Below are 11,751 nucleotides of genomic sequence, written 5' to 3'. Positions count from 1 at the left end.
GCTCCTCCGCGGTCGCCGCGAGGGCTCACACGCCGGGCAGGCGACCGTTCCTGAACAGGTCGACGAACCGTTGATGGTCTTCCCGAGCCTGTGCCCCATAACGGTGGGCGAAATCCACCAACATGCCGATGAATCCGGATTGATCGCCATCGATGACCCTGACGATCGCCTCCTCCGTCGAGAAGTCCACCAGGTCGTGGCTGGACTCGTCGTCGGCCACCGAGTGCATGCGGGCCACCGCCCGTCCCAGGTCGCGCATGATGGAACGCAGCTCGTCCGGCTCGTTGACGTCGTCCCAGTCGAGGTCGGCCGAGTACGGCGACACCTCGGCCACGAGCTGGCCCACCCCGCCGAGCGAGGCGTACCCGAGCCACGGGTCGGCGTAGGCCTGCAACGCCCGCTGCGACTCCGCCGTGCGGTGGCCCTGGTGCAGGAAGTAGGAGGCCGCCTTCTCGTTGTCGACGTACCGGGCCACGGCCGGCGCCTGGGCCTGCTTCATGTAGAGGATGACGTCGTTCTCCAGCGCCTGCGAACGCCCCTCCAGCAGCAGGTTGTACGACGGCAGCCCCGCCGACCCGATCCCGACGCCCTTGCGCAGCGCCACGTCCTTGACGACGTGCTCGACCGGGTTGGACGGCGTCGGCAGCGTCGCCAGGTAGCCCTCGAACGCCGCCAGCACCTGCTCCCGGGTCGCGGCGTCGACCGGCTCCCGGCCGTCCATGAGGGCGAAGCGCCGGTCGTAGTCGTTGATCACGGTCTCGACGTCCAGCATCGCCACCCGCGTGCTGAGCCGCGCCGTCTGGAGCACCCGGTGCAGCACGCCGCCGGTGGTCTCCAGGGTGAGCGAGCCGATGGCGTCGTCGCCGCCGGTCGCGATGCCGTGCAGCTCGGTCAGGTACGCCCGCCCGAACTCGCCCACCAGCGTGCTGATCGTGTCGTCCGACAGCGCCTTGGCGTAGCCGATCAGCGCCACACTGGCGGCGAAGCGCTTGAGGTCCCAGACGTAGGGGCCGACGTAGGCCTCGTCGAAGTCGTTGACGTTGAAGACCAGCACCCCGGAGGCGTTCATGTACGTGCCGAAGTTCTCGGCGTGCAGGTCGCCGTGGATCCAGACCCGGCCGGTGGGCTCGTCGACGTAGGAGCCGTCGGCGAAGTCGCCGGTCAGGTCGGCGTAGAACAGGCCGGCGCTGCCCCGGTAGAACGCGAAGGGGGAGGCCGCCATCTTGCGGAACTTGCGCCGGAAGGCGGCCGGGTCCCGTTTGATCGACTCGCCGAACTCACTGATCAGGACGTCGAGCAGGAAGGAGGAGCGTGTGCCCATGACACGGACGGTAGTCCGCCGCCTCCCCGCCGCCTACCCCGAATTCTCCCTGACAGGGCCAGCTCAGGGATGTTGCGAGGAGACCGAGACGGTCTCGCCCGTCATGTACGAGGAGTAGTCGCTGGCCAGGAAGACGATCACGTTGGCCACCTCCCACGGCTCGGCCGACCGCCCGAACGCCTCCTTGGCGGCCAGCTCGGCCAGCAGTTCCTCGCTCGTCACCTTCGCCAGGAAGGGGTGCACGGCCAGTGACGGCGCCACCGCGTTCACCCGGACGCCGTGCTCGGCGACCTCCAGCGCGACGCACCTCGTCAGCGCCATCACCCCGGCCTTGGCCGCCGCGTAGTGCGCCTGCCCGCGCTGCGCCCGCCAGCCGACCACCGAGGCGTTGTTCACGATCACGCCGGAGCCCTGGCCGATCATGTGCCGGACCGCCGCCCTGGTGCAGCGCATGGTGCCGTTGAGGGTGACGTCGACGACCGCGTGCCACTGCTCGTCGGTCATCTCGGCCAGCGGGGCCGTACCGCCGAGACCGGCGTTGTTGATCACCACGTCGAGCCGGCCGTGCGCCTCCACCACCGCGTCGAACAGCGCCAGCACCTGCGGCTCTGACGTCACGTCGCACGGGACCGCCAGCGGCTTGACGCCGGTCAGCTCGGTCAGCGACTCGGCGGCGGCGGACAGGCGGCGCTCGTGCCGGTCGGAGATGACGATCGTCGCCCCCTCCTCGGCGCAGCGCCTGGCGGTGGCGTAGCCGATACCCGCGCCCGCGGCGGCGGTCACCAGCGTGACCTTGCCGTCGAGCAGGCCGTGCGACTTCGGATAGGGCGGTGCCATCCGTGCTCCAATCAGCGGGGGAGTCCGAGAGTGCGCTCGGCGATGATGTTCCGCTGGATCTCACTCGACCCGGCATAGATCGTGTCCGCCCGGCTGAACAAATACAAGCGTTGCAGGTCGTTCAGCCCGTCCTGCGCCACGAGCCCGGCCTTCCCCTGGACCTCCTGCGCCAGCTCGCCCAGCCGGCGATGCCACTCCGACCAGTAGAGCTTGGCGATCGACACCTCCGGGCCCGGGTCCGGGCGCAGCATGCGCAGGGCGTTCATCCGCATGATCTCCAGCTCCAGCCACGACCGGACCAGCCGGTCGCGCAGCACCGGATCGTCGGCCGCCCCCGTCCGCCGGGCGGTCGCGATCACCTCGGCGAGCTCCCGCCGGAACCCGATCTGCTGGCCCAGCGTGGACGCCCCGCGCTCGTGGCCCAGCGTGGCCATGGCCACCCGCCAGCCCTCGCCCGGCGCCCCGAGCACGTTCCCCGCCGCCGTGCGCGCGCCGTCGAAGAACACCTCGTTGAACTCGGAGGTGCCGGTGAGCTGCCTGATCGGACGTACGCTGACGCCCGGCCGTCCCATCGGCACCAGCAGGTACGACAGCCCGCGATGCCGCTGCGAGCCCTCCTCGGTACGGCACAGGACGAAGCACCAGTCGGCGACGTGGGCCAGCGATGTCCACACCTTCTGCCCGGAGACGACCCACTCGTCTCCTTCGAGCCGCGCCCTGGTCTGGACGTTCGCCAGATCGGAACCGGCCTCGGGCTCGGAGTAACCCTGGCACCACAGCTCCTCGCCGCGCTGGATCGGCGGGAGGAAGCGGTCCTTCTGCTCGTCGGTGCCGAACTCCAGGATGGTCGGGCCGATCAGCCCCTCACCGATCAGGCCGACCCGGGCAGGAGCGTCGGCCCTGGCGTACTCCTCGTAGAAGGCGACCTGGTCGTCGAGGGAGGCGGCGCGGCCGCCGTACCGCTCGGGCCAGCTCAGGCAGGTCCAGCCGGCCTCGCCGAGCCGGCGCTCCCAGGCCAGGCGCAGCTCGTGCCCCTCGTGCTCCCTGCCGGGGCCGCCGAGGCCGCGGACGTGCGCGAACTCGCCGGACAGGCTCTTCTCCAGCCAGGCGCGGGCCTCCTCACGAAGGCTCAACAAATCCTCCGTAGCCGCCCTGGAAGAAGACCAGCGGGCCGCCGTCGGCGTGCGTGTCGAGCTGCAGCACCCGGGCCACCACGATCATGTGGTCGCCCGCTGGGTGCTCGGCCTCGATCACGCAGTCGATCCAGGCCAGCGCGCCTTCGAGCACCGGGTTGCCGCCGGGGGAGCCGGTCCAGGCCAGGCCGGCGAACTTGTCACCGCCCTTGGCCGCCATCTGCGCGCAGACCGGCTGCTGGTGCTCGGCCAGCACGTTCACGGTGACGACCTTCGCGCCGCGTACCCGGGGCCAGCTCGTGCTGGTGTGGGCGACGCAGAAGGCCACCAGCGGGGGGTCGAGCGAGACCGAGGTGAAGGAGTTGGCCGCCAGGCCGCAGGGCTGGTCGTCCGCCGGATCGAGGGCGGTGATCGCCACCACGCCGGTCGCGAACCTGCCGAGGACCTGCCGGAACCGGCGGCTGTCGGGGTGGCCGTTCCCGCTGTGCTGTGAAGGGCCGGGCGGCATGGCGGCTCCGTTGCGAGTCCTGCTGCGCTGGTGGGGCGTCGGAAGGCCGCGACAGCCGTCCGGCGCGATGAGCCGGGCAGCGTGTGTGCTCATGGGTCCGCCTCCTCGTGACCGACTGCGCCCATTCTACATACCAAGCGCTTGCTTGGACACTAAGCCCACCCCACCCAGCTGTCAACCCACCCCACCCGCCGCCCACGCAGGCCCGCCGCCCGCCGCCCGCCCGCCCGTGCCGGTGGCGCCGCGGGCCTCCGGCGGCCGCCCTCCCGGCCGCGCCGGCCCTCGCCCCGGTCCCCGCGCCGCTCGGCCGGTGCTGGGACGGTTCTCGGCGGCTTCTGGTGGGAGGTTCCGGGTCCGACTCCGGCGCCGGGTCGGTGGGGCGGGGGACGGTGCGGGTCGGCGCAAGGTGTACGGCGAGGGTCGTTCGTTCGTCCGTCGGCTTGCGTGTTCCGGTGTGCCGTCCCCTTGAGGGAGGCGTCCCTGGGGCTGCGGGGTGGTGGTTGACATGGGGAAAGGGAGGGGCATAGCGTGGCCGATGTGCCCAAGCGCTTGCTTGAATTTCGGGATGTGACCGCCGTAGCGGGAGTCGGCTACACCCCCTTCACCAAGAACTCGGGCGTCAGCACCCTCACCCTCGCCTGCCGCGCGATCCTCGCCGCCCTCGACGACGCCGGCCTCCCCCCGGACGCCGTGGACGGCCTGGCCACCCACCGCGTCGGCGACTCGGCCCCGCCCTCCCTGGTGGCCCCCGCGCTCGGCCTGCCCGATCTCGCCTGGCACCTCGACCAGTTCGGCGGCGGCAGCGTCTCGCACGCCGTCGTCGGCCAGGCCGCCCTGGCCGTGGCCACGGGCATGGCCGAGACCGTCGTCTGCTACCGCGCCGTCAACGCCCGGTCCGAGTTCCGCATGGGCGGCACCGGACGCGGCCTCCCGGCGAGCCCCGAGGTCCAGTACCAGGCCCCGTACGGCTACTTCGCCCCGCCGCAGCAGTACGCCATGTACGCCCGCGCCCACATGCTCCGGTACGGCACCAGACCCGAGCACTTCGGCCGGCTGGCCGTCACCCAGCGCGCCAACGCGGTCAAGAACCCGCGGGCGCTCATGCGTACCCCCATCACGCTGGAGGACTACCTGGCCAGCAGGTGGATCGCCGAGCCGTTCCGCCTCCTGGACTGCTGCCTGGAGACCGACGGCGCCTGCGCGGTCGTCGTCACCACGGCCGAACGCGCCCGCGACCTGCGCCGCCACCCCGTCCTGATCTCGGCGGCGGCCTGGGGCGGCGGCACGTCCCACCTGTCGGGCACGGGCCCGGCCGACCCCACGGTGACCGCGGCCGCCACCCTGGCCCCCCGCCTGTACGCGCAGGCCGGTCTCGGCCCCGGCGACGTGGACGTGGCCGAGATCTACGACTGCTTCACGTACTCGGTGATCGTCCAACTGGAGGACTACGGCTTCTGCGGCAAGGGCGAGGGCGGCCCGTACGTGGAGTCGGGAGCCACGGCCCTGGACGGCGAGCTGCCCGTGAACACCCACGGAGGCTTCCTGTCGGAGGGGTACGTGCACGGCGTCAACCACATCGCCGAGGCGGTCGCCCAGCTCCGGGGCGAGGCGGGCGACCGGCAGGTGCCCGGCGCCGAAGTGGCGCTCTCGACGGCCCAGCCCGGCTACATCCTGCCGGCCACCTCCGCACTGATCCTCAGGAGGTCGTGACCCATGGCCCACGGTCCCCGTCCCGAGCCCGACCGCGACTCCGCCGAGTGGTGGGAGCGCCTGGCGCGGGAGGGGTTCGCGGTTCAGCGCTGCGACGGCTGCGGGACCGCGCGCTTCCCGGCGCGGGCCTTCTGCCCGTCCTGCCGGGGGGAGGCGTGGCGGTGGGACCCGGTGCCGGCCGAGGGCGTGGTCGAGAGCTGGATCGTCAACCGGCGGCCCTTCATGCCGGGCGCGGCGGAGCCGTACGTCGTGGTGATGGTCCGGCTGGACGCGGTCCCCGGCTGCCTGGTGCACGGGAACTGGCGCGGCGCCGCTCCCGAGCCGGAGCCCGGCCGGCGCGTACGAGGGGTCCGCACGCGGATCGACGACCGGCTGACCCTGCTCGACTGGGAGCCCCTGAGCGGGGATCTGGATGCCCATTCGCCCGAGCGCACATCCTCCCGCTGATCGACCTCGGTCCGGAGTTTCGATTGGTACCGGAAATTCCCACCAGTCCCACCATTGCGAAGGTGCCCCCAGGTTGGCCCTCAAGGGTTGATGATGAAGCGGAGGCGTCAAACATGGAGGCGACCCGGACTTGGCGGCGTACGTGTGCGGTAGCGACTCGGCGACAGCCGTGACCCCGAGGTCACGACCGCTGACTCCTGCCGCCGGCCCGGGCCTGAGCCGGGTGGCGCGCAGCCCTCCGGACACGGGGGCGGTACGGCGGCGCAAGAGGGTCCCTCGGAGGAAGGCGCGTCCTGGCGGGCGTGGGGGACCCGCCAGGACGCGCTTCCTGCCCCGTGAGCGGCGACGCCAGGACTCCGGCGAGGGATGGAGTCCTAGGCCGTGAGTTCGCGCACGGAGTCGGTGGGGGTGTGCGAAGGCACGTGCCGCCGGCGACGAGCGGTGATGCGTCGAGCTGAGCCGATCGGGTCATCCATGGGGTGCGTGACGGGGGCGCCACCCTCCTCGTTCCAGACAAAGGATCCGTCTATGCGCCACACGGTCGGTTCGGTCGACACCGAGAGCACGGACATTCCCATTTCCGTGCTCTGACATCTGTGGGGGAACCCGGCGCGTCGCAACGCGTAACGCAGTAAACGAGTTGCTTCACGAGGGTTCTGCCAGGGCAGGAACGGCGTGTCCGAGTGAACCGGCAACACTTGGCCTCCACCCCCTCACCGGCCTTTAGATGGATTTGTACCAACGAATGGATGATGGGCCGGTCGAGGGGCTTCGGTCAAGGGGTTGTGGCCTGCTAGAACCAGATCGTCTAAATTGTTGGAACAAAAGGGGTGAAAGTGGCAAGGTCGGTGCTGTATCAGCAGGTGGCGGCGGAATTGCGTCGAGCCATCTACTCGGGTGTCCTCGGCCCCGGGGCGCAGCTGCCGACCGAGGCACAGCTCATGGAAGACCACGGGGTGAGCAGGAACACCGTCAGGCTGGCCCTCGGAGAGCTCGTCAACGAGGGACTGGTCACGCGTACGCCGCGGCGCGGCACGGTGGTCCGGGACCGCAGGCCGTTGCTCATCTACCCGCAGCGCGAGCTGGAGCCGCAGCCCACCGGAGAACTGAAGGAGGCCTTCGCCTACGCCGTTGCGCAGGAAGGCCGGGCGCCCAGCCAGTACATTGAAGTGCTGACGGTTTCTCCCGTCGAGGAGATCGCCAGCAGGCTGGAGCTGGCGGATGGGGAGTTGGCGGTCGTGCGCCGCCGTCTGCGGTTCGTCGACGGCCAGCCGTACAACACCAACGACTCCTACTTTCCCCGTGATCTGGTCGCCGATTCCGAGATCGCCAGGCCCGGAGACATCGCACGAGGGGCGAACAGGGTCCTGGAAGAACTGGGCCATGCGCAGATACGCGTCGTCGACGACATCTGGGCCCGCATGCCCAACCAGGAGGAGGCCGAGCGCCTCCAACTCGAACTCGGCACACCAGTCATGGTGTACGTCCGGGTCGGGTACGACGGGGCCGACATACCCGTGCGTGTCGCTGTGTCGGTGCTGCCCGCCGACAAACATCTGATCAGATACGAGCTCGATCGTCGCCGCTGACGGGCTCGGTTGAAGGGGTGATCCCGCCGGCCGGGCGCAGCGAGAAAGCCGCCTCGCTGGCCTAGGGGAGTCGTGCATACTCCCCTAAATCGCCATTTATCCATATATATCGGGTTGAGGACCCGTTTCGCCCCTGCGCGACATCGTGCCATCACGCTCTGTGTCGGCATGGGCACCCTACGCATCGAAGGGCTGTATTATGCACACAAACACCCTCCTTCACCCCCTCGCACTCCGGCGCGCGGAGCCCGCGGACCTTCCCGGCGTACTCAGGCTTCTCGCGGACACCGCCGAGTGGCTTTACACGAAGGGAGTGCGGCAGTGGCCGCGGCAGGGATTCGGCCCCGAGCGGATCGAGCCGCTCATCGAGGAGCGGACCCTGTACCTGCTCGACGACGAACTCCGCTATCTCGACCTCGACGGGCAGACCCCGCCCGTGGCCACCATCGCCCTCGACGACCACGCCGACCCGGAGTTCTGGACCCCCGCCGACGCTCCGGGGGCCGCGCTCTACGTCCACAAGCTGGCCGTGGCGCGGCCGTGGTCCGGCAGCGGGCTCGGTGACGCGCTCCTCGACTGGGCCTGCTCCTCGGCCCGTTCCGCCGGGCTGCCCTGGCTCCGGCTCGACTGCGCCAAGGCCAACCCGCGGCTCCAGGAGTACTACCGCAGGCGCGGTTTCCGGCACGTCCGCACGGTGGACCTGCCGCACCGCTCGTCCGGGGCCCTGTTCCAGCGGGCGTCGCGGGACCTGTCCACGACGGCCTTCCGTGACCTGACGGTCGCGGAGCTGATCAGCGCCTAGCGACCCCTCTGGCCGGATCCGGTCCGGTGGGGGGCCGGGTCCGGCCGGCGGTCGCGCCGCCCAGCCGGTCGTGTGGGTCCAAGATCATACCGCAAGGGCCTCAATGGGCACGTGCGTTTCCGGCGCAAGTGGACAGAGCACCATATAACCTCTCCTCCATGACCGGTTCCCTCCTTGAGGTGATCGCGCTGAACGTGCGCGACGCCGTGGCCGCCGAGCAGGGCGGCGCCGACCGCCTGGAGGTCGTCGCCGACATGGCGGCCGACGGGCTCACCCCAGCACCGGAGACGGTCGCCGCGATCGCCGCGGAATGCCCCCTGCCCCAGATGGTGATGCTCCGCTGCGAGGCCGGCTTCCTCGCCGACCCCGACGTCCTGGACCGGCTGCGCCGCGACGCCAAGGCGCTCGCGCAGGCGGGCGCGGCCGGGTTCGTGTTCGGTTTCCTGGACGGCGCGGGCGTGGTCGATCTGGCGGCCACCGAGGCGCTCATCCACGCCGTCTCGCCGCTCCCGTGGACCTTCCACCGCGCGGTGGACCACGCCGCCGACGTGCAGGCGTCCTGGCGGGCCGTGCGGCTGCTGCCCAACCTGGCGACCGTGCTCACCTCCGGCTCCCCCCACGGGGTCGGCGCGGGGCTGCCGACGCTGAGGTCCAGGGCCGAGGCCGGCGACGGGTCGATCATCCTGGCCGGCGGCGGCCTCAAGCCCGCCCACGTGCCCGACCTGCTGGACTACGGCATCCGCGCCTTCCACGTGGGCTCGGCCGTACGGGCGAGCTGGACGGACCCGGTCGAGTGGCGGCTGGTCCGGCAGTGGCGCTCCCTGGTCGAGCGCGACTGAGCCCTCAGGTTCGGATGGACAGGGCCGCGTCGGCGCGGCGCAGGGCGGCGGCCAGCGCCTTGACGGTGGCGGGCTCGTCCATGACGCCGCCCCCGGACGCCCGCCCCTCCTCCCAGGAACGTACGCGCTCCCGGTAGGAGTCGTAACGGGCCAGGTGGAAGGCGTAGACGGTGGCGAACCTGCTCACAAGCTGGGCCGGGTGCATGTCCCAGCCCTGATGGAAGCCGTGGGCCAGCGAGTGGCCGACCAGCCGGGCGTGCCGTCCCCACAGGGCGTGGACGTCCTCGGCCCGGTCGGAGGCGGGCGCGGCGGCCAGCGAACCGTCGGACAGCTCGACGCCCGTGCCCGCGAACGCCGTCTGCATCACGTGCCTGGCGTGGTCGCAGGCCGGATGGTCGAGCCGCTGCTCGTGCGGCGGCAGGCCGATGGCGGCGGTGTAGTCGAACACGCCGAAGTGCGCCGCGGCCAGCCGCCCGCCGAGCGACCCGGGCAGCTCGGCGCGCAGGAAGGGCAGCGTCTGCGGGGCCTCCACCTGCATCTCGAAGCGCAGCCCGGACAGGCCGAGGCGCGCCTCCAGCCGGTCCAGGACGCCCGCGAACTGCCCGAGGTACTCCTCCATGAGCACCTTCGGGAACGTCACCGTGAACCCCGCGGGAAGCTCGCCGGCCCGCTCCAGCACCCCGGTCAGGAAGCCGCCGAGCGTGCGCACCGACCTCGCCGGGTCGCCGTCGGCGAACGACTTCACCCGCAGCCCCCACCGGCGCGGCAGCGTGCCGGCGGCGTGCAGGTCGGCCACGGCCCGCGCGGCCCGCTCGGCGTGCCCGTCCTCCTCCTCGTACGGGCGCACGCCGTAGCCGTCCTCGAAGTCGATCCGCAGGTCCTCGACCGGCTCGCGGGCCAGCTTGCCGAGCACCCGGTCGCGCACGTCGGGGGCGAACGCCTCCAGATGGGCCTTGGCCAGCGAGAACGCCTGCTCGCCCCACTCGGCGACGGTCGAGGCGGAGAAACGGTCGGCGGGCACGTAGACCGTGTGGACCGGCTGCCAGCCCGGCTCGGCCATGGGGAAGCGGGCCTGCTGGACCGCGTGGACCTCGGCGAAACCGGGCACGGGCTCATCGTTCACGTACGGGCTCATTCCAGGTGGGCGCAGGCGCGGAGCATGGTGTCGACGCCGACCAGTTTGACGCGCTCGCCCCGGCCGAGCGACCTGGCCAGCTCGCCCTCGGCCCGTTCGATGGCCAGCCAGTCGTCGTAGGTCACCGGCCGCACGCCGCGCTCGGCCAGCAGCGACTCGACCGACGGCCGCGGCACCCGCGCGCCGCCCTCCAGGGGCTCGCCCTCCAGGTCGGCCAGCAGCGTGCGGACCGTCTCGGCGGCGTCGGACTTGTTGGTGCCGATGACGCCGGTCGGACCGCGCTTGAGCCAGCCCGCCACGTACTCGCGCGGGCGCACCCGGCCGGCCTCGTTGGGCACGGTCATCGTCCGCTCGGAGAAGGGCACGCCGGGCAGTGGGACGCTCTGGTAGCCGACCGAGCGCAGGACCATGCCGACGGGCAGCGTCTCGTACTCGCCGGTGCCGACGACGCGGCCCTCCTCCGACAGGCGGGTGCGCTCCAGCCGGAGCCCCTCGACCCGGTCGGCGCCCAGGATCTCCACAGGACGCAGCCAGAAGCGCACGTCGAGGCGGCGCGGACGGCCCACGGGCTCGCGGCCGGCCCACGACTGCAGGACGTTGATGTTGCCCTGGACCTGGCGCGGGAAGTCGGCGCCGAGCACGGCCGCCTCGTCCGGGCGCACGCACACGTCGGCGTTGGTCAGCTCGCCCAGCTCGCGCAGCTCCTTCAGGGTGAACTTGGCGTGCTCGGGCCCCCGCCTGCCGACCATGTGGATCGCCTTGACCTGGCTCTGGCTCAGCCGGTCGAGGACGTCGTGCGGCACGTCGGTGTGCCGCAGCTCCTCGGCGGTCTTGGCCAGCACCCGGACGACGTCGACGGCCACGTTGCCGACCCCGATCACCGCGACCTCGGAGCTGTCGAGAGTGAACCGGCCGGGATCGACGTCGGGGTGGCCGCAGTACCAGTTGACGAAGTCGGTGGCCGCCACGCTCCCCGGCAGGTCCTCGCCGGGGATGCCGAGCCGCCGGTCGACCATCGCGCCCGTGCAGTAGACGACCGCGTCGTAGACGCCGAGCAGGTCCTCGACGGAGACGTGGCGGCCCAGGGTGACGCCGCCGAGGAAGCGCACCTGGGGCAGCTCCAGCACCCTGCGCAGGTAGTTCGCGATCGACTTGATCGACGTGTGGTCGGGCGCCACGCCGTACCTGACCAGCCCGTACGGCGTGGGCAGCCGTTCGAGCACGTCGACCCGGACAGCCTCGCCCGACTGTTTGACCAGTGCCTCAGCCGTGTAGATCCCGGCGGGGCCCGACCCGATGACCGCCACGTGCAACGCCACGCTGCCTCCTCATGCCGGTGAAGGTGCGACGCGGAGGACGCGTCCCTAGAGGTGCAACCGGCCCGTGTGCTCGATGTATCCCCGGTCGGCCGCGCGGATGAACCCGTCTCC

The 11,751-nt window shown here is 71.6% G+C and carries 11 protein-coding genes; 5 read left to right on the top strand and 6 right to left on the bottom strand.

Annotated elements, in window-relative coordinates; genetic code table 11:
• Nucleotides 1–25 precede the first annotated feature (25 nt).
• The 4 genes from ABZ815_RS06010 to ABZ815_RS05995 all read right to left on the bottom strand — a co-directional run bounded on the left by ABZ815_RS06010 (nucleotide 26) and on the right by ABZ815_RS05995 (nucleotide 3,799).
• Nucleotides 26–1,321 carry a DUF2252 domain-containing protein gene (locus ABZ815_RS06010; protein WP_357694457.1) on the bottom strand — a complete coding sequence of 432 codons (1,296 nt, stop codon included), beginning with the start codon at nucleotides 1,319–1,321 and terminating at the stop codon, nucleotides 26–28.
• A gap of 63 nt (nucleotides 1,322–1,384) precedes the next feature.
• Nucleotides 1,385–2,158, bottom strand: coding sequence for an SDR family oxidoreductase (locus ABZ815_RS06005; protein ID WP_357694455.1), 774 nt, complete (start codon nucleotides 2,156–2,158; stop codon nucleotides 1,385–1,387).
• Nucleotides 2,159–2,169: 11 nt separating this feature from the next.
• The gene (locus tag ABZ815_RS06000) at nucleotides 2,170–3,291 is read right to left on the bottom strand and encodes an acyl-CoA dehydrogenase family protein (protein WP_357694453.1); all 1,122 of its coding nucleotides are present in this window, start codon (nucleotides 3,289–3,291) and stop codon (nucleotides 2,170–2,172) included.
• Nucleotides 3,278–3,799 (bottom strand): flavin reductase family protein, encoded by a 522-nt coding sequence (locus tag ABZ815_RS05995; protein ID WP_357694671.1) that lies wholly within the window; start codon nucleotides 3,797–3,799, stop codon nucleotides 3,278–3,280. Before ABZ815_RS05995 ends, ABZ815_RS06000 begins: the two co-directional genes overlap by 14 nt.
• A gap of 549 nt (nucleotides 3,800–4,348) precedes the next feature.
• Between ABZ815_RS05995 and ABZ815_RS05990 the strand changes: the two genes are divergently transcribed.
• The 5 genes from ABZ815_RS05990 to ABZ815_RS05970 all read left to right on the top strand — a co-directional run bounded on the left by ABZ815_RS05990 (nucleotide 4,349) and on the right by ABZ815_RS05970 (nucleotide 9,186).
• Nucleotides 4,349–5,509, top strand: a complete 1,161-nt coding sequence (locus tag ABZ815_RS05990) for an acetyl-CoA acetyltransferase (RefSeq protein ID WP_357694669.1) — start codon at nucleotides 4,349–4,351, stop codon at nucleotides 5,507–5,509.
• Between the two features lie 3 nt (nucleotides 5,510–5,512).
• On the top strand, nucleotides 5,513–5,956 hold the full coding sequence (locus ABZ815_RS05985) for a zinc ribbon domain-containing protein (protein ID WP_357694451.1): 444 nt from the start codon (nucleotides 5,513–5,515) through the stop codon (nucleotides 5,954–5,956).
• Between the two features lie 836 nt (nucleotides 5,957–6,792).
• The gene (locus ABZ815_RS05980) at nucleotides 6,793–7,545 is read left to right on the top strand and encodes a GntR family transcriptional regulator (protein WP_357694449.1); all 753 of its coding nucleotides are present in this window, start codon (nucleotides 6,793–6,795) and stop codon (nucleotides 7,543–7,545) included.
• A gap of 313 nt (nucleotides 7,546–7,858) precedes the next feature.
• The gene (locus ABZ815_RS05975; RefSeq protein ID WP_357694447.1) at nucleotides 7,859–8,347 is read left to right on the top strand and encodes a GNAT family N-acetyltransferase; all 489 of its coding nucleotides are present in this window, start codon (nucleotides 7,859–7,861) and stop codon (nucleotides 8,345–8,347) included.
• A 158-nt stretch (nucleotides 8,348–8,505) separates the two neighbouring features.
• Nucleotides 8,506–9,186 (top strand): copper homeostasis protein CutC, encoded by a 681-nt coding sequence (locus tag ABZ815_RS05970; RefSeq protein ID WP_357694445.1) that lies wholly within the window; start codon nucleotides 8,506–8,508, stop codon nucleotides 9,184–9,186.
• A gap of 4 nt (nucleotides 9,187–9,190) precedes the next feature.
• Here the strand turns inward: ABZ815_RS05970 and ABZ815_RS05965 are convergent, their stop codons facing one another.
• Together ABZ815_RS05965 and ABZ815_RS05960 are read right to left on the bottom strand one after the other, a co-directional pair.
• Complete coding sequence (locus ABZ815_RS05965) at nucleotides 9,191–10,309, bottom strand: aldolase (RefSeq protein WP_357694443.1); 1,119 nt, start codon at nucleotides 10,307–10,309, stop codon at nucleotides 9,191–9,193.
• A gap of 8 nt (nucleotides 10,310–10,317) precedes the next feature.
• On the bottom strand, nucleotides 10,318–11,640 hold the full coding sequence (locus ABZ815_RS05960) for an FAD-dependent oxidoreductase (RefSeq protein WP_357694442.1): 1,323 nt from the start codon (nucleotides 11,638–11,640) through the stop codon (nucleotides 10,318–10,320).
• Nucleotides 11,641–11,751 lie beyond the last annotated feature (111 nt).

The sequence above is a fragment of the Nonomuraea sp. NPDC047529 genome (assembly GCF_040642995.1).
Classification (GTDB): domain Bacteria; phylum Actinomycetota; class Actinomycetes; order Streptosporangiales; family Streptosporangiaceae; genus Nonomuraea.
Note: the sequence above shows the minus strand (reverse complement) of the source record. Positions and strands in the feature narration are given on the sequence as shown.

Excerpts from the sequence above, each read along its gene's own strand:
- ABZ815_RS06005 (WP_357694455.1), bottom strand. The coding sequence starts at position 2,158 with ATGGCACCGCCCTATCCGAAGTCGCACGGCCTGCTCGACGGCAAGGTC.
- ABZ815_RS05985 (WP_357694451.1), top strand. The coding sequence starts at position 5,513 with ATGGCCCACGGTCCCCGTCCCGAGCCCGACCGCGACTCCGCCGAGTGG.
- ABZ815_RS05970 (WP_357694445.1), top strand. The coding sequence starts at position 8,506 with ATGACCGGTTCCCTCCTTGAGGTGATCGCGCTGAACGTGCGCGACGCC.
- ABZ815_RS05995 (WP_357694671.1), bottom strand. The coding sequence starts at position 3,799 with ATGCCGCCCGGCCCTTCACAGCACAGCGGGAACGGCCACCCCGACAGC.
- ABZ815_RS06010 (WP_357694457.1), bottom strand. The coding sequence starts at position 1,321 with ATGGGCACACGCTCCTCCTTCCTGCTCGACGTCCTGATCAGTGAGTTC.